This window comes from uncultured Nisaea sp. (genome assembly GCF_963974195.1).
Taxonomy (GTDB): Bacteria; Pseudomonadota; Alphaproteobacteria; order Thalassobaculales; family Thalassobaculaceae; genus Nisaea.
This window is the reverse complement of record NZ_CAXBDC010000037.1, coordinates 1-17,302: the sequence shown is the minus strand read 5'-3', so window position 1 is coordinate 17,302 and position 17,302 is coordinate 1. Positions and strand designations below refer to the sequence as shown.

Below are 17,302 nucleotides of genomic sequence, written 5' to 3'. Positions count from 1 at the left end.
TGGTGAAGCGCGGTGAACTCTGTTAGGCCTCCCGCGAGCCGGCCGGAACAGGCTGTTATGAAGATTCACAATCGCGCTTAGACAGACGTATAGGCAGTCATTTTAGTGTCTTCGAATCCCAAAAAAATCGAAAACCGCTACGTTAATGACCTTCGCCGGTTCAGCTTTTTCCAGTCCCAGTTTTTCGATCTCAAGGGCGTAACCGTTCCTCTGGGATTGTCCGTCGTCTTCCTGGCCCTGGTAGGTCTGTACGTGGCGAGCACCCAGAACGCCCTTGGCGAAGACTGGCTGATCGTTGTGATCGCCGCGATTGTCGGGGGCTACATGGCGCTCAATATCGGCGCCAACGATGTCGCGAACAATATGGGGCCGGCTGTCGGCGGCAGGGTGCTGACTGTTTTCAGCGCAGTCCTGATCGCCGCCGTCTGCGAGAGCGCAGGCGCGTTGCTTGCCGGTGGAGATGTGGTGAAGACCGTCTCCAAGGGGATCATTTCGCCCGGCGGAGATGTCGGGGTCGCCGAATTCCGCAATCTCATGCTGAGCGCATTGTTTGCCGCCGCCCTCTGGATCAATTTCGCGACCATCCTGAACGCGCCGGTATCGACCACGCATTCAATCGTCGGCGGTGTGCTCGGCGCCGGTATCGCGGCGGCAGGGTTCGGTCTGGTGAACTGGCCGACCATGGCGGCGATTGCCGCGAGCTGGGTGATTTCGCCCGTGTTCGGGGCGCTTTTCGCCGCCGCGATGCTGTTTGTGATCAAGAAAAAGATCCTCACTGTCGAAGATCGTCTGGCGGCGGCGAAAGTATGGGTTCCGGTCCTGATCGGTCTGATGGCGGCGGCATTCGCCGCCTACATGGCGATGAAGGGCCTGAAAAAGATCTGGCATCCGTCCGTTATCGAGATCTTTGTCTATTCCGTGCTGGCGTTCGTCGCGTCCTATCTGCTCTCCCGGCCTTATATCCGCCGCCGCGTTGCCTCTCTCGAGAATACCCGCAAGGACGTGAACTCGCTGTTCGACCTGCCGCTGATCGCCGGTGCGGCGCTGCTGTCCTTTGCGCATGGCGCGAATGATGTCGCCAATGCCGTCGGCCCTCTCGCGGCCATCGTTTCCACGGTGGGCGAGGGCAGCGGGATTGCAAGCAAGGTGACGATCCCGGTCTGGGTGATGGCGATCGGAGCCTTTGGCATTGCGTTGGGGCTTGGCCTGTTCGGCCCCAAGCTGATTGCCGTCGTGGGCGAGAAGATCACAAGGCTGAATTCGCCAAGGTCTTATTGCGTGGCACTGTCTGCCGCCGTCACAGTGCTGATCGCGACCACGCTGGGGCTGCCGGTCAGCTCGACCCATATCGCGGTCGGTGCGGTGTTTGGCGTGGGCTTTCTGCGCGAGTTTCTGGAAAACCCGAACAAGCGCCGGGTCCGCCCCGGTCACAAGTTGAACGCAACCGCCGAGGATGCCTTCAACAGCCGGGATTACAAATCGGTGAGGCGGCTGGTTCGCCGCCGCTTTGTGCTGTCGATCGCGGCGGCCTGGATCGTTACTGTGCCGGCATCAGCTCTGGTTGCGGCAGCGGTTTATGCTCTCTTGCAGCTTCTTTGATCCAGCGGCCAAGCGCCTCGAACTGCTCGAGGACGGGATGAAAATCTTCCCGATAGGCAACACGCGGCGCATCCTCTAACAGAGCCCAGTGCCGTTGGCGGGACTCTTTTTCCGGCCAGTCATCGGTCTGTTCCGTAACCAGAAACGGAAAATAGGTGACCGGAATCTGTAGCGTGCCCGCGCTGGTCAGCTTGGTCACAACATGGGTCATCGGAAAATCTTCCAGAACGACACCGCGAATACCGGCTTCCTCGAAACCTTCCCGCAAACATGCATCCGCGTGCTTCTCGCCCTTCTTCCGCTTTCCTTTCGGCAGAATCCATCTGCCGCGTGTCTGGGAGGTAACGAAGAGAATGGCGACCAGATCGTCTCTGAAGTCGAACGGGATGATTCCAACGCGATGCATCTGCTTAATCCTTGTTTCCGCGTCTCTTTAGGTCCGCGTCTCGGTGCTCAAACGATGTTCAAATTGACCTTGGGAATGGTCATCTGCGCCCGGTCGTTCGGCCGCATCGGCTTGAACGCAAGCAGGTTCACCTGCATCTCCGCGACCAGATTGCGCTCGGTATTGATACGGTGCATCAGCTCTTCGGCGGTGTTCGAACCGGCAACGCTTTTCGGGATGAGGAAGGTGACTTCGTCAGTGCCCCAGTCGCCGCGATAGCCGTAATCGGCGAAATTGTAGAACGGCTGCTGAAAATAATCGAAGCTGCGGATGAAGAAGGGCCGTTTGTGGGTCGGGTCGGCCCAGGCCATGTCGGTCGCGCCGAAGGGCAGCTTTAACTCGAACCGGCAGCCGTTTTTCGCGATCCGCCACATTTCCTGCATGAAGGGCAGGACGCGGTCGATATGCTCGATCAGATGTGCGGCATGGATCTCGTCGACCGAATCGTCCGGCAGCGGAAACGGCTCCAGCCCGCATGTCTCGAGATCGTAAATCACATCGACGCCCGGTCCCGGCATGATGTCGTGGTTGACCCAGCCGTCCCGGATCACCTTGCCGCATCCAAGATTGAGCTTGAGTCCGCCGGTCGCGCTTTCGGGCTGTGAATTTTCTTCTGAAACCACGTTTTTCACCTTCTCGAATCAGGTTTCAGTGTGCCCGCAGAGGATGATCCGTACAATGGATAAGGGGAAATGCTATGCAGGAACCCGTGCCTATCCGGATGTGGCCGTCCTGTGCCGCACCAGTCTTGCCATCAGGAAGAAGTCGAGCCCGCTCCATGACGACCGAACGCATCCTCCGCCCGCGCCGCAGCTTTATTTTCTCGCCGGGCCTGAAGCCGGACATGTTCCCGAAGGCCCTTGCCTGCGGAACCGATATCGTCTGCGTCGAGCTGGAAGATGGTATCGCGCCGAAAGACAAGGATGAGGCGCGCCGCAACGCGATGGGACTGTTTGCCCAGCCACAGGCCGATGACGGGGTTGAACGGATTGTCCGGATCAATTGCCTGCGTGAGGCATTCGGCCTGGCGGATGTGCAGGCGGTGCTGGCGACCGATACACCGCCACCGGCGCTGATGCTGCCGAAGGTGCGCACACCGGATGAAGTGGTCTGGCTCGACAATCTCCTGACCGAACGCGGGCACGACACCCGCCTGCATATCATCATCGAAACCAACGCCGGACTTGAAGCGGTGCACGACATCGCCCGGTCAAGCCCGCGGATCGATGCCCTGTTTTTCGGCGGTGTCGACATGGCGGCGGAACTGCGCTGCAGGAATGCGTGGGAGCCACTGCTTTATGCTCGCTCGCGCGTTGTGCATGCAGCGGCCAGCGCCGGGCTCGATGTGATCGACGTGCCGTATCTGGATCTGCAGGACCCGGACGGTATGCGCCGCGAAGCCGAACTCGCCCGCGATCTCGGCTTCAGTGGCAAGGGCTCGATCCATCCGAAGCAGATCCCGGCCCTGAATGAGGTGTTCACGCCAAGCGCGGAGACCATCGCGCACGCACGGCGCGTCGTGCGGACCTTCGAGGAAGCGGATACCGGCCTGGTCGTGATCGACGGCAAGCTGATCGAGAAACCCGTCCTGCGGGACATGCACCGCATTCTCGCCATCGCGGAGCGCATTCGGGGATAACCGGGCGCATTCAGGGATAACAAAGAGCAGCCTGCCCAAGTGCAAGAATACCAGAACTGGTGGCAGGTATGCGCACCGGAGTGCTGTACATTTGACGCTTTCACGCCTATGTTCCGCGCCACTTTAATCGATCACGCGCGCAAGGCGCCGCACTGCTGATCCCACCGGGGGAAACATGGTTCCCGAACGGTCGATCGCAGACATTCCGAAAGATATGACATGACTGAATTTGAAGGCGTTGTCCCCGCGCTCGGTAAGGCATTGGCAAAGCGCGGATATGAAACGCTGACCCCGGTCCAGCAAGCGGTCATTGCGACCGAGATGCGTGACGCGGACGGTCTGGTCTCGGCTCAGACCGGGTCGGGAAAGACGGTGGCTTTCGGGCTGTCCATGGCGCCGACCCTGCTGGACGGCGCGGATCATTTCGAGCGTGTGTCCCGGCCGATTGCCCTCGCCGTGGCCCCGACCCGCGAGCTCGCCTTGCAGGTGAAGCGGGAGCTGGAATGGCTCTATGAATTCACCGGTGCCTCTGTGGTCTCCTGCGTCGGCGGTATGGACATGCGGACCGAACGCATGGCGCTGCAGCGTGGCGCGCATATTGTCGTCGGCACGCCGGGACGTCTGCGGGACCATGTCGAGCGCCGGTCGCTCGACATGTCGGACATGAAGGTCATCGTGCTGGACGAGGCGGACGAGATGCTCGATCTCGGCTTCCGGGAAGATCTGGAATTCATCCTGAAGGCCGCTCCGGAAACCCGCCGCACCCTGATGTTCTCGGCCACCGTGCCCCGGACCATCGCGGCGCTTGCCAAGCGTTACCAGAAAGATGCGGTTCGCATTTCGACAGCCGGGGAAAAGAACCAGCATGTCGATATCGAATACCGGGCTCTGGCCTGTGCGCCGAACGACCGGGAAAACGCCATCATCAACGTGCTGCGGCATTCGGATGCGGTCACGACCATCGTCTTTTGCAGCACCCGCGCAACGGTGAACCATCTGACCAACCGGTTTAACAACCGGGGAATTTCCGTGGTCGCCCTGTCGGGTGAACTCAGCCAGAGCGCGCGGACCCAGGCCTTGCAGGCTCTGCGGGACGGCCGCGCGCAGGTTTGTGTTGCGACCGACGTTGCCGCTCGCGGGATCGATTTGCCGAACCTGGAACTGGTGATCCACGCGGACTTGCCGAAAAATCAGGAATCCCTGCTGCATCGGAGCGGGCGAACCGGCCGGGCAGGGCGCAAGGGTGTCTCCACCCTGATCGTGCCTTATTCGCGGCGGCGCCAGACCGAGCGGATGCTGGCAAACGCGAATATCAAAGCGACCTGGGGCAAGCCGCCTTCGGCCGAAGAGATCCTGGCGCTGGACCGCAAGCGCATTCTCGAAGATGCGGATTTGAGCGGCGAGACGACAGAGGAAGAACGCGCCTTCGCGGCGGAGCTTCTGTCCCGCCATGACGCCGAGGCCGTCGCTATCGCCTTCCTGCGCAAGCGCATGGCCGGGCTGGCGGCGCCGGAAGAGCTGATGAACGATCCCTCGGGCGGTGAGCGCTACGAGCGCGGTGACCGGGGAGACCGCGGCGACAGGGGGGACCGTGGCGATCGCGGCGAGCCCCGCAAGCGCCGGCAGGATTTCGAGGACGGTGTCTGGATCCGCCTTTCGGTCGGCCGGAACCATAAAGCCGAAGCGCGCTGGTTGTTGCCAATGCTGTGCCGCACCGGTGACATCACCAAGTCCGATGTGGGCGCAATCAAGATCCAGGAGACGGAGACCCACGTCGAGCTGCATCCGAAGGCCGTCGACAAGTTCCTGGCGGCGGTCGGTCCGAGCCGCAAGGTCGAGAAGAGCATCACGGTCGACCGGATGGCCAATGCTCCCTCCGAGACGTCATCGGCCCCGGAGCCGCGTGCCCCGCGTGCGCCCCGCAAGCCCAGAGCCGATGCGGAAACCCGCCCCGCGCGTGCGCCGCGTTCCGCCAGAATTGAAGCGGAACGGGACGTTGTCACGCACAGCGTGGATTCCACACCAGAAAGCCCGGCGCCAGCTTATGAGCGCAAGCCGGACGCGGACACGGCCCCTGACCGCAAGCCGAAGAAGCCGCGAAAGCCGAAAGAGGGCGTTGCCAAGGCAGGGGCGAAATTCAGCAAGCCCAAAGTCGGCAAACCCAAATTCGATAAGCCGAAATCCGCATCCGCGGACAGCAGGCCCGGCAAACCCAGAACGGCCGACGGCAAGCCTGGCAAACCTGCCAGACCCGGTAAATCCAAGGCCAGCGCCGGCACCAAGAAACCGCACCGCAAGGGCGTGACCAAGCCGAAGGCTCCGTGGGTCGACTAACGCGCCGCGAAAGCGTCTGAACCCTGCCTGAACCTGCGCACGCAATCGTGCATCGGGGGCTATCGACAGCTGATTGTTGAGCCCTTCGTCCTATCGTAGAATTGCCGGCCAATCCGGCAATGACGGTGGGGGTGTTCCGATGCGCAGGTTCATGTTTGCTTTTGTTTGCGGTGTTGTTTCCCTGTTCGGGCTGCAAAGCCGGGCCGGAGCCCAAACCCTCGCGGAAGGAAATGGCCGCGATCTGGTCGAGGCGGTTTGTACGGGATGCCACAATGTGCGGGAAATCCAGCGCAGCAGTGGCTATACACGGGCGCACTGGAACCTCCTTACCGCGGCGATGATAGATCTCTCGGGAGATCCGGAGACGCATGCGGCTATCCTCGATTATCTCGCTGCCGCCTATCCACCCAGCGACAACAGACGGGCGACGCCAGTCCCCGGCAATCTCACGCTGTCCTTCGAGGAATGGCTGGTGCCGACATTGGGCCAGCGGGCGCGGGATCCGGTCGAGGGACCCGATGGTGCGATCTGGTGGGCCGGCCAATGGGCGGACATTCTGGGCCGGATTGATCCTGCCACCGGCACGATGACCGAATACGATCTGCCGGCTGGCGCCAAACCCCATTCAGTCGATGTCGGGCCGGACGGATCAGTCTGGTATACCGGCAACAAGAACGCCACGATGGGCCGTCTCGATCCGGTCTCCGGCACTGTCACCGAATTCAGCATGCCGGACCCGGCGGCGCGAGATCCCCACACGCATGTGTTCGACGCCAATGGCATGCTCTGGTTCAGCCTGCAGCAGAGCAACATGATCGGCCGTCTCGATCCGCAAACCGGAGAGACAAAGCTGGTGGCGGCACCGTCACCCGGCTCCAAACCCTATGGTGTGAAGATCGCGGCCAACGGCGATGTCTGGGTTGCCTGTAACGGCTCCAACTGTCTGCTGAAGCTGGACCCGGTGACGATGGAGGTCGCCGAAATCAAATTGCCGGAACAGGGCACGACTGTGCGGCGGCTCGATATCGCGCCGGACGGACGGATCTGGTGGGTGAATTCCGGTCTCGGGCGGCTTGGTGTCTATGATCCGGAGACGGCGGAAATCCGCGAATGGCCATCGCCGAGCGGCCCCGCTTCCCATCCCTATGCGATTGCCTGGTTCGATGGTGCGGTCTGGTATAACGAGTCCGGTGTCCGTCCGGACATGCTGGTGCGGTTCGATCCTGCAAGCGAAAGCTTCCAGAGCTGGCCGATTTCCTCCGGCGATCTGTATGCCGGGATCCTGCGGCACATGCGCGTCAGCCGGGACGGGCAGTCCCTGCTGATCCACCAGACAGCCAGCAACCGGATCGGACGGGTGCGGGTTAACGGTGGCGCCAGAACGCAATAAATCTGCTGCTTTCCGCCAAGCACACGATTGAGGCTTACTTACCGTGCGGGGCGGATGATGTCTCTGATCTCGATCAGCCGGTCCAGGGTTTCGACCGCCCTGTCGGGGTTCGTGCTGGCAAGACCAAGCATGATGGTTTCGATGCCATAGAGCATCGGTGCATGCATGGCGACATGCTGACTTTTCCTGCGCGGCAGGATCATCGATGCGGCGGCATGCTTGAGCAGGACGGATTCAGAGCTCGTCAGGATCATCGCGATCGGAATTTCAAGCCGGCCGGTTTCGGCGATGAGAGCCTGGGCTTCCCGATGGGCCCGGCCATGCGCCATCATCAGTACGACATCGCCGGAAGCGAGCTGGATAAGCTGTTCCGCCAGGCCGATGCCTGTCCGGTTCAGCGAGAAAGCAGGATAACCGCACCGGGTGAAGAGGCGTGCCGCGTATTCGGCGATAATGCCGGACGCACCGATGCCGAACACGCCAATCCGGTTGGCGGATGCGAGCAAGCGCGAAATTTCCGCCATTCCGTGCCGGTTCTCAGGGCTGCCGAGGGCGGTTTTCGTACTTTCAAGATCGGCCAGCATGAAATCGATCGCGGAATCGACACCGTCGGCGAACCCGCCGACCGTGGCCGCCATTTTTTGCGACGGTGAGGCGGTAATCAGCAAATAATCGCGGAAGGCTTCCTTCAGGTCGAGCAGCCCTCCGAAGCCGAGAGCCTGTACTGCGCGGATAACCGTGGCGTCGGAGGTGCCCGTTTTCAGGGCGATGTCCAGTGCGGACTCCGTCAGCACCCGGTGCCGGTTATCGTTCAGGTAATCGGCGACCTTGAGAAGGCTGGGAGACAGACTCTCCCGCCGCGTGGCCAGCCGTTCGCTGAAACGGTCGGCCGTTCGTGTGGAGGGCAGGGCGGGATTGGTTGTCACGTCAGCGAAATTCCGCAGTTGCGAATGCGAAGCCGCGACAGAATGTACCGGCATGGCCGATTTGCAAAGACTTCCATCCCGTCAGTCATGCGGCTGCGGTCCTTTCACGACATGCGACTGGATCATGCTGATCATCAGGGTGAGGGCGGCGTAGGAATTCGAGATCGCTTCCTCGCGCGCAACCATGATGTAACGCCCTTCCCGGCAGGCGCTCAGGAAGCTGCAAAAATTCGGCATGATCGCTTCCATGGCGGCAACATCCGCCTCCGCGCCTTCGCCCTGGTCTGAGCGGAACGGGTTGAAGATATAATCCGCATCGAGGTCGGGCAGGTACTCGATGCCCACCTGGATGCGGCCGCCATCCTCGATTGCTTCGATGATCGGGGGAAAGCGGAAGCCCGCGTCCCGCAGCACCTGACCAAGCGCCCTGTAGGTATGATAGAGGTCGATTTTCCCCCGGTTCGGCTGCATCACGGTGACCGTGATCGTCTCTGGATGTGTCATCTTCTTCAGTTGCTCGATCGCGCTTGCATAGCGGTTTTCGAGATAGGCGAGACGCGTCTCGCTGTCGGTGATCGCTGCGAGCTGCCTGTAAACGTGCGGTGCGCCGAACTGCGCCGGATCGAACACAAGGGTCGGCGCGATCGATTGCAGGGTCTCGACCGGGGCAGAGCGGGTGACCGTGGTCACGATCAGGTCCGGACGGGCGGCGGCGACTGCTTCCATGTCGATATCCACCGAGCCGACATAGGCGATGTCCGAATTGTCGAAATCGACGCCGGTCAACAAGGCGCCAGAGCGGATATATGGATGGCCGTCGAGCCCCATGCGGCCATGACTGCCCACCGGAAAGACGCCAAGCTCGATCAGCGGAATGGTCAGGTCGATATCATGCAGCGCGACAATGCGCGCGGGCCGGTCGGGGATCTCGACCGAGCGGCCGGTGTCATCGGTGATCTCCCGGGCGGCGGCCGGTGCGAACGTCGCGCTGCAGGCGATGAGGAGGGTCAGGATGAGTGCGGCGGATCTTTGCATGTCTTGCGGGTTCCGTTTCAGAGCTGGTGCCGGCGGCGCCAGAGCAGGAGGAGGAGCGCCGGGACGCCGATGGCGGCGAGCACGATCCCGGCCGGAAGCTGGAGCGGCGCGAAGAGAGTACGGCCGAGTGTGTCGGCAGCAAGAACCAGTATCGCGCCCCAAAGCCCGCTCGCGGCGAGCAGGGGAATCTGACCCCCGCCGATGGAAAGCCGGGCCAGGTGCGGCGCGATCAGCCCGACAAAGCCAAGCGATCCCGCCACCGAAACGCATGCGGCGGTCAGCAGGATCGGGGCGAGGAGCCGGATACCGGCCAGGATCTTCAGATTGACGCCGAGCCCCGAAGCGAGGCCGTCGCCAAGCTGGGCCGCATCCCCTGCCGCTGCGCTGAGGAAGAGCAGAATGGCGCCGGCGACGAGGAATGCGCAGGCAAGCGCGACAATATCCCAGGAGCTTGCCGCGAGATTGCCCGCCAGCCAGACCATGGCCGTCTGCATCTTGTCCGCGTCCGCGGCGAGCAGGACCATGGCGACAATCGCAGAGAGAAACCAGGAAACGCCGATCCCCGTCAGGATGAAGCGCAGGCGCGAGACGCTCCCGCAGAGCACGATGGTCACGGCGGCGGCGGCAACGCCTCCGGCGATCCCGGCAACGGGGCGCGCGAAGAGCGGCAGGCCCGGCAGGTTATAGAGCAGCAGCAGGATCGCGAGGCTGGCGCCCTCCCGGACCCCGAGCAAGCCGGGATCGGCGAGGCCGTTACGGGTCAGAGATTGAAGCGAGGCGCCGGAGAGGCCAAGCATTGCCCCGCAGGCGAGCGCCAGCAGGATGCGCGGCAACCGCAGGTCGGAGACGATCCGGTGGAGCGCGGGCACATTCGCCTCCGGGTTGGTGAGTGCGGCCAGCGCCTGGCCGAGTCGCACGTCCTGGCTCCCGGCCCCCAGGGCATAAAGTGCCAGCGCGAAGGTCGCTATCACAAGCAGAAGCAGCAGGAGCCCGCGCCGCAGATGCAGGCGGCGCGAGAACGGGCCAAGGCGAAGCGTTCTGTAGCCATGCCGGGGCGCACTCAGGCCCGCATTCCTGGCTTCAGCGAGATCGCTCATTTGATCCTCCTGAGGACCACCGAGATGAAGACCGGTGCGCCGACGAAAGCTGTCATCAGGCCGGTGGCCAGCTCGTTCGGCTGGAAGGCGGCCCTGCCGGCAAAATCGGCGAGCAGCAGCAGGGCCGTGCCGAGCAGGGCGGCCGTGGGCATGGAAAGGCGATGGTCCCCACCTGTGAGCCGGTGTGACAGTGCAGGCACAACGAGACCGACGAAACCGATCGGCCCGGCGACGGAAACCGCCGCGCCGCAGAGGAGGGCGGCAGCGGTGAGGCCGAGCAGCCGTGTGCGGGCGACTGGGACACCCAGCCCGGTCGCGGCGGCATCGCCGAGCGCGAGGATATTAAGCCGCTGGGTAATGGGCACGATGGCGAGCAGCGCGAGCAGGAAGACGGGTAGTGCGGCCTGGATGTCCGAAAGAGCGGCGACGCTGAGATCCCCCACCAGCCAGACTCGAATCGTATTCAGGGTTTCCTCGTCCAGCAGCAGGATGCCTGAGGTCAGGGTCGAGGCGAGAGCGGAGAGGGCGATGCCGCAGAAGGCCGCCTTGGTCGCGGTCATGCCGGTGCGTCCGGCCGACGCCATAGCGATCACCAGAAGGAAAAGCAGCCCGCCGCCACCCGCCGCCACAAGCGGACGCAAAGGCCCCGCGAAAGTGGCGCCGAGCGGTAGGGCCGTCGTGAGTACCACGGCGAGGCTGGCGCCCGCATTGAGGCCGAGAATCTGCGGCTCGCCCAAGGGGTTGCGGAGCAAAGATTGCAAGATCAGACCCGACATTCCCAGTCCGGCGCCGACCAGCAGTGCCGCGGCGACCCTTGGCAATCGGATGCGGACCAGGATCTGATGATCGAAATTCGCCGGATCGAAAGAGGTGAGCGCGCCCCAGAGCGCGACGGGAGAAATGGTGCGCGCGCCGTAGAGCCCGTCCAAGAGCGCGAGCAAGCCGACGAGCAGCGCCAGCCCCGGAAGAACGAGCAGGGCAGACGGGCGATACCGCACGCCCGCGCGTAGCATGGTGAGGCTCACGAAGCAGGCTCCGCCAATGGCGTTGGGGCGGGGCATGCGGCGGCTTGCGCGGGCAGGAAGATGGGTTTGCCGGTTTCCGGATGGTGCAGGCGGATGACGGGGGTCTCGAAGACCTCGCGCACCAGTTCCGCCGAGCACTCTTCGGGGTCTTCCACCAGCCGATGGATGGCGCCGGACTTGAGGAAGACGAGGCGGTCGGCATATTGCATCGCGAAGTTCAGATCGTGCAGGACCGTGACCACGGTGCGGCCATGCTCTTTCGGCAGCCGGGCAATCAGTTCCATCACCTCCACCTGATAGCGGAGATCGAGATAGCTCGTCGGTTCGTCGAAAAGGATGATGCCGGTTTCCTGCGCGAGCGTCAGGGCGATGAAGCAGCGTTGTCGTTGGCCGCCCGACAGGCTGTCTACCGGCCGGTCGGCGAAATCCTGCGTGTCGGTGACGGCAAGCGCACTCTCGACCGCAGCCTCGTCCGTCTCCGTCCATTGTTTGAGAAAGCCCTGATGGGGATATCGCCCGCGAGAGACCAGATCGTAGACGGTGATTCCCTCCGGCACGAGCGGGCTTTGCGGGAGTATCCCGAGTTTGCGGGCGATCTCGCGGGTCGGAAGCGCGGAAAGCGCGCGGCCATCGAGCAGCACAGATCCGTCGGATGGCTTCAGCAAGCGGGAGAGTAGGGCCAACAGGGTCGATTTTCCGGATCCGTTCGGGCCGACGAGCACGGTCAGGCTCTTCGCGGGTACGCTCAGGAAGACATCGCGGAGCACGGACTGGCCGCCATAACCGGCGACGATCCGCTTTGCTTCCAGAGGGAACTGGCCGGGATCGGGTTCTTGCGTCATCTCTTCGCCGGGGTTTCGTTCTGGTTGGATTTTGGTTGGCCTGTAAAATGTTGAAAACGAGAGGCATTCTCACTTGTAGTAGTCAAGTAATGGGAGCTAATTTTTTTGATCCAGATGAGCTTTTGGTCCTGCTAGAGGCGTTCGATCCCCTCGAAAACTCCGTTCTCAGGCGGTTTTTCACCGTGTGTGGTGCCGTAATGGGCTGGTGCGGCCCTGGCTGGGTTTGACTACTACAATTTTGCGACTGATACGCATTATTATATCAAATCAATGCATCTCTTGAAGTGGACCTGGGGGTCATGATCAACATTTTCCGAAGCGGCGGAAATAGCCGAAGCCAAAGGATTGGCTGCAGCAACAGAGCCGGAGTTGGGGCAATTCTGGCCACGTTGCTTGCATCGACCTGTATTGCGATGCCCGTGATGGCGCAAGACAGTTCCGCGAGCGGCACGGCGAGCAGTACGGAGGCAACCGAAAGCGGCAGCTCCGTCGAACTTGCGCCGATCACGGTCACGTCCGGTGGCGTCGGGGATGTCGAGGCCGTGCAGACCGACGGCTATCAGCCGCTTTCCACCAGTTCGGTAACGCGCCGCAACATGTCGCTGCTCGACGTTCCGCAATCGGTCAATGTGGTCAGCGAGCAGGTACTCGAGGACCAGGCCTCCAGTTCCATGGACGAGGCGCTGCAGAATGTCAGCGGCATCTCGCAGATTAACACCCTCGGCGGGACTCAGGACGCAATCATCCGCCGAGGCTTCGGCTACAATCGGGACGATTCCATCACCACCAACGGCATGAAGACGGCGCAGCCGCGCAGCTTCTCTGTCTTGACCGAACGGGTCGAGGTTCTTAAAGGCCCGGCCTCGACGCTCTACGGCATTCTCGATCCGGGCGGATTGATCAATGTCGTCACCAAAAAGCCGAAGGACACGTTTCAGGGCGAGGTTTATGGCAGCCTGTCGAGCTTTGGCGGTGGCAAGACCGGATTCGATGTAACGGGCCCGATCGAGGGCACCAATCTCACCGCGCGTCTGAGCGGCGAGTATCAGAACATCGATTACTGGCGCAGTTTCGGTGAAACAAAGCGGACTCAGATCGCCCCGTCGGTGAGCTGGACGGGCGAGAAGACGAAATTCACCGCTACCTATCTGCATGAGGAATACGAAATCCCATTCGATCGCGGCACGATCTTTGATCCGAACACCGGCAAAGCGGTTCCCGTCGGAGCCGATGTGCGCTTCGACGAAGCCTATAACATCAGCGATGGCGAAACCGATCTGGTCCAGCTCGAACTGGACCAGGAGATCAACAGCCATTGGAATGTCGGCGTCGATTACAGTTTCAGCCGCAACGCCTATACGGACAATCAGGCCCGCGTTCAGGGCTACGATCCCGATACTGGAGACTTGACGCGCCGGGCGGACGCCACCCAGGGCTCCACGATGTACAAGCACGCCCTGCGCGCGGACGTGATGGGGGACGTCGAGCTGGCAGGAAAGCGCAATGATGTGGTGTTCGGTGCCGGTTACGATTATAGCGACATCCTGCGGACGGACATGATCCGCTGCTCCAATGTTCAGGACTTCAATATCTACAGTCCGAGCTACGGGAACCTGGACACCTGCACGAATGTCTCCGCGAAAGACAGCGATCAGACAGAGCAGCTGGAGACCTATTCCCTCTATGCTCAGGACTCACTGTATCTGGACGAGCAATGGATTCTCATCGGAGGCTTGCGCTACCAATATTACGACATCATCGCTGGTAAGGGACGCCCCTTCAACACGAACACGGACAGCCAAGGCCATGCCGTGGTGTCGAGCGCGGGGGTCGTTTACAAGGTCACGCCCTCCATCTCCCTCTATAGCAATGTGGCGGAAACCTTCCGGCCGCAATCCTCGATCGGTAGCTTCATCGGCGACCTGAAGCCGGAAGAGGGCATTTCCTATGAGGCTGGCGTGAAGATGGAACTGCTCGACGGACTGACCGCGAATGTTGCCGTCTATACCTCGGACAAGAAGAACGTCACCTATAGCGAGGAAGTCGATGGCGAGACCGTGACCAAGGCGGCCGGTCTCGTCCGGGCACGCGGTCTCGAAGTCGATGTTGCGGGCTCGCTGACCGAAAACCTGGACGTGATCGCCAGCTACGGGCTGACCGACGCGCGGGTGAAAGACGATCCCGACTACAAGGGCAATCGGCCGGTGAGTGTCGCCCGGCATACCGGTTCGCTCTTCCTCTCCTATAATCTGGGTCCGGTGCTGCCCTTTGCGCGCGAGGTCAGGTTCGGCGGTGGCGTAAGAGCGGTAAGCAAGCGCGCTGGCGATGCCGCGAACAGCTTCTTCCTGCCCGGTTATGGTGCGGTGGATCTTTTTGCGAGCTATAGCCTGGATGCGGTTCGTCCCGTGACGCTGCAATTGAACGTGAAGAACGCGCTGGATAAGACCTATTACACCTCGACGATCGGAAGCAATCGCGGTGTTCAGGTCGGCGAGCCTCTGAACGCGATGCTGACGATGAAAGTCGCCTTCTGAGCGCACCAACAGCGGGTATGACAAGATGAGGCAAGCGCCGGACGGGATGTCCGGCGCTTGTTTTGTTCTAGCTCCGTGCCAGGTCCGGATATTCTGGTCTTATCCGCAGGTGCGATCTGGACTTATGGTTCGCGCCACGATTATGTAATCCTGCGAGCTGACGATTTCATTTGGCCGGCATTTCGCTGCGGCCGGACCCGGGAGACTTTGCGCCATGAGCAGTATGAAATTCGAAAACGACCTTTCCGATGTCGTCGCCTCCGACAAGGCGCATGTCTGGCATCATCTGATGCAGCACAAGGCGTTCGAGACGAATGATCCGAAGATCATCGTCGAAGGCAAGGGGATGCGCGTCTGGGATATCACCGGCAAGGAGCATCTCGACGCGGTGTCCGGCGGTGTCTGGACGGTGAATGTCGGCTATGGCCGGGAAAGCATCGCCGATGCGGTGCGCGATCAGCTCGTGAAGATGAACTATTTCGCCGGCGCTCTCGGCTCCGTTCCGGCCGCCCGCTTCTCCGAGCGCCTGATCTCCAAGATGCCGGGCATGACCCGGGTCTATTATTCGAATTCCGGCTCGGAAGCGAACGAGAAGGCCTTCAAGATGGTGCGCCAGATCTCCGCGCTGCACCATGGCGGCAAGAAGTCCAAGATCCTTTACCGGGAGCGGGACTATCACGGCACCACCATCACCACCCTCTCGGCCGCCGGTCAGCCGGAGCGTCAGGCCCATTACGGCCCGTTCACGCCGGGCTTCGTGGAGGTGCCGCATTGCCTCGAATACCGTAACCAGTATGGCGCGGTCGAAAATTACGGTGAGCGCGCCGCCGATGCGATTGAGGAAGTTATCCTGCGTGAAGGTCCGGATACGGTTGGCGGCCTTTGCCTTGAGACCATCACCGCCGGTGGTGGCGTCATCACCCCGCCGGAAGGTTATTGGGAGCGGGTCCAGGAAATCTGTACCAAATACGGCATCCTGCTGATCCTCGACGAAGTGGTCTGCGGCGTCGGCCGGACCGGCGAATGGTTCGGCTACCAGCATTACGGCATCAAGCCGGATATCGTCACCATGGCGAAGGGCGTTGCCTCTGGTTATGCGGCGATTTCCTGCACCGTGACCACCGAAGCGGTCTTCGATCTCTTCAAGGCAGATGCGTCCGATCCCCTGAGCTATTTCCGCGATATCTCGACCTTCGGCGGCTGCACCTCCGGCCCGGCGGCGGCGCTCGAGAACATGCGCATCATCGAGGACGAGAAGCTGCTCGAGAACACGACCGCCATGGGCGCCCGTCTGGAGCAGAACCTTCTCGCGCTGATGGACAAGCATCCGGTGATCGGCGACGTGCGCGGCAAGGGGCTCTTCTGGGGCGCCGAGCTGGTTGCCGACCGGGAGACCAAGCAGCCGGTGGACGAGATCAAGGCTCAGGCCGTGGTCGGTCACTGCAATGCCGAGGGCGTGCTGATCGGCGTTACCAACCGGTCGCTGCCGGGCTTCAATAACACGCTCTGCCTGTCCCCGGCGCTGATTGCCAGCAAGTCGGATATCGACCAGATCACGGGCGCCATCGACAATGCCCTGACGGCCGTGTTCGGTTCCGGAAAATAAGCGCTCTTGCCTGCCGGTGTTCCGCGAATGGGTATCAAGGCGACACAGTTTCACCTTGATCCGCAGTTCGGCGGAACATTGCAGAAGCAGATCCAGCAGATGGTCAGCCAGGGAATCCTGGCTGGCCGTTTTCTTCCGGGAGAAAGAATGCCGTCGAGCCGCATGCTGGCGCAGCAGCTCGGCGTGAGCCGGGTGACGGTGACGCTGGCCTATGCCGAACTGGTGGCGAGCGAATATCTGACATCCCGTGGCCGGTCGGGGCATTTCATTTCCGAGAATGCGCCGCGTCCGCCCGATTACAAGCTCGGCGATAGAGATCGGGTCGAGACAGTCGACTGGCAACAGGCTCTTGGAGCCCGATATTCCGATCAGACGAACCTGCTTCGGCCGCCGGACTGGCGTGGTTACGAGTTCCCCTTCATTTACGGTCAGCCGGACCCAAGCCTGTTCGATCATGACAATTGGCGGCGGTGCGCGCTGGAAGCGCATGGCCGCAAGGATTTCGAAGAGGTCACGGCGGACAGGTACGAGCAGGACGATCCGAAGCTGATCGAATATATCGTGCGGAACGTGCTGCCGCGGCGGGGCATCTCGGCCCGGCCCGAGGAAGTCCTGCTCACGCTCGGCGCCCAGAACGCCATCTGGATTTGCACGCAGCTCTTGCTCACAGGCGACCGCACGGCCGTCATCGAGAACCCATGCTATCCGGGGCTGAGGAAAGTGCTGGAGCACAGCTCCTGCCGGACCGTTCCGGTCGATGTCGACGAGAACGGACTGCCGCCGGAACGGCTGCCCGATCAGATCAGCGTTGTCTTCACGACGGCAAGCCA

Annotated in this window: 14 protein-coding genes; 7 read left to right on the top strand and 7 right to left on the bottom strand. The window is 62.0% G+C overall.

Annotated elements, in window-relative coordinates; translation table 11 throughout:
- Positions 1–105 precede the first annotated feature (105 nt).
- Positions 106–1,599 (top strand): inorganic phosphate transporter, encoded by a 1,494-nt coding sequence (locus tag AAC126_RS10130; RefSeq protein WP_339852906.1) that lies wholly within the window; start codon positions 106–108, stop codon positions 1,597–1,599.
- Here the strand turns inward: AAC126_RS10130 and AAC126_RS10125 are convergent.
- Both AAC126_RS10125 and AAC126_RS10120 read right to left on the bottom strand, forming a co-directional pair.
- The gene (locus tag AAC126_RS10125; protein WP_339852904.1) at positions 1,538–2,005 is read right to left on the bottom strand and encodes an NUDIX domain-containing protein; all 468 of its coding nucleotides are present in this window, start codon (positions 2,003–2,005) and stop codon (positions 1,538–1,540) included. The two genes, AAC126_RS10130 and AAC126_RS10125, sit on opposite strands and share 62 nt — an antisense overlap.
- A 47-nt stretch (positions 2,006–2,052) precedes the next feature.
- On the bottom strand, positions 2,053–2,667 hold the full coding sequence (locus AAC126_RS10120; protein WP_339852902.1) for a methyltransferase domain-containing protein: 615 nt from the start codon (positions 2,665–2,667) through the stop codon (positions 2,053–2,055).
- A gap of 155 nt (positions 2,668–2,822) precedes the next feature.
- Between AAC126_RS10120 and AAC126_RS10115 the strand changes: the two genes are divergently transcribed.
- The 3 genes from AAC126_RS10115 (at position 2,823) to AAC126_RS10105 (ending at position 7,407) form a co-directional block, all read left to right on the top strand.
- Entirely contained in the window at positions 2,823–3,683 is an 861-nt protein-coding gene (locus tag AAC126_RS10115; protein WP_339852899.1) for a CoA ester lyase, read from the top strand.
- Between the two features lie 219 nt (positions 3,684–3,902).
- A complete protein-coding gene (locus AAC126_RS10110) occupies positions 3,903–6,017 on the top strand; it encodes a DEAD/DEAH box helicase (protein ID WP_339852896.1) in 2,115 nt (704 codons plus the stop codon).
- Positions 6,018–6,168: 151 nt separating this feature from the next.
- On the top strand, positions 6,169–7,407 hold the full coding sequence (locus AAC126_RS10105) for a hypothetical protein (RefSeq protein ID WP_339852893.1): 1,239 nt from the start codon (positions 6,169–6,171) through the stop codon (positions 7,405–7,407).
- Between the two features lie 38 nt (positions 7,408–7,445).
- Here the strand turns inward: AAC126_RS10105 and AAC126_RS10100 are convergent, their stop codons facing one another.
- The 5 genes from AAC126_RS10100 to AAC126_RS10080 form a co-directional block, all read right to left on the bottom strand.
- Complete coding sequence (locus AAC126_RS10100; RefSeq protein ID WP_339852890.1) at positions 7,446–8,333, bottom strand: MurR/RpiR family transcriptional regulator; 888 nt, start codon at positions 8,331–8,333, stop codon at positions 7,446–7,448.
- 81 nt (positions 8,334–8,414) lie between these two features.
- Positions 8,415–9,368, bottom strand: a complete 954-nt coding sequence (locus AAC126_RS10095; RefSeq protein ID WP_339852887.1) for an ABC transporter substrate-binding protein — start codon at positions 9,366–9,368, stop codon at positions 8,415–8,417.
- Positions 9,369–9,385: 17 nt separating this feature from the next.
- Complete coding sequence (locus tag AAC126_RS10090; RefSeq protein ID WP_339852884.1) at positions 9,386–10,465, bottom strand: iron ABC transporter permease; 1,080 nt, start codon at positions 10,463–10,465, stop codon at positions 9,386–9,388.
- The gene (locus tag AAC126_RS10085; protein WP_339852881.1) at positions 10,462–11,490 is read right to left on the bottom strand and encodes an iron ABC transporter permease; all 1,029 of its coding nucleotides are present in this window, start codon (positions 11,488–11,490) and stop codon (positions 10,462–10,464) included. Before AAC126_RS10085 ends, AAC126_RS10090 begins: the two co-directional genes overlap by 4 nt.
- Positions 11,487–12,332: an ABC transporter ATP-binding protein gene (locus AAC126_RS10080; RefSeq protein WP_339852878.1), complete on the bottom strand. Its 846-nt coding sequence runs from the start codon at positions 12,330–12,332 to the stop codon at positions 11,487–11,489. Before AAC126_RS10080 ends, AAC126_RS10085 begins: the two co-directional genes overlap by 4 nt.
- A gap of 422 nt (positions 12,333–12,754) precedes the next feature.
- Here AAC126_RS10080 and AAC126_RS10075 point away from each other — a divergent pair, with 422 nt between their 5' ends.
- The 3 genes from AAC126_RS10075 to AAC126_RS10065 all read left to right on the top strand — a co-directional run.
- Entirely contained in the window at positions 12,755–14,866 is a 2,112-nt protein-coding gene (locus AAC126_RS10075) for a TonB-dependent siderophore receptor (RefSeq protein ID WP_339852875.1), read from the top strand.
- Positions 14,867–15,080: 214 nt separating this feature from the next.
- Positions 15,081–16,472, top strand: coding sequence for an aminotransferase class III-fold pyridoxal phosphate-dependent enzyme (locus tag AAC126_RS10070; protein WP_339852873.1), 1,392 nt, complete (start codon positions 15,081–15,083; stop codon positions 16,470–16,472).
- Between the two features lie 27 nt (positions 16,473–16,499).
- A partial coding sequence (locus AAC126_RS10065; RefSeq protein WP_339852871.1) for a PLP-dependent aminotransferase family protein occupies positions 16,500–17,302 on the top strand: 803 nt, incomplete at its 3' end.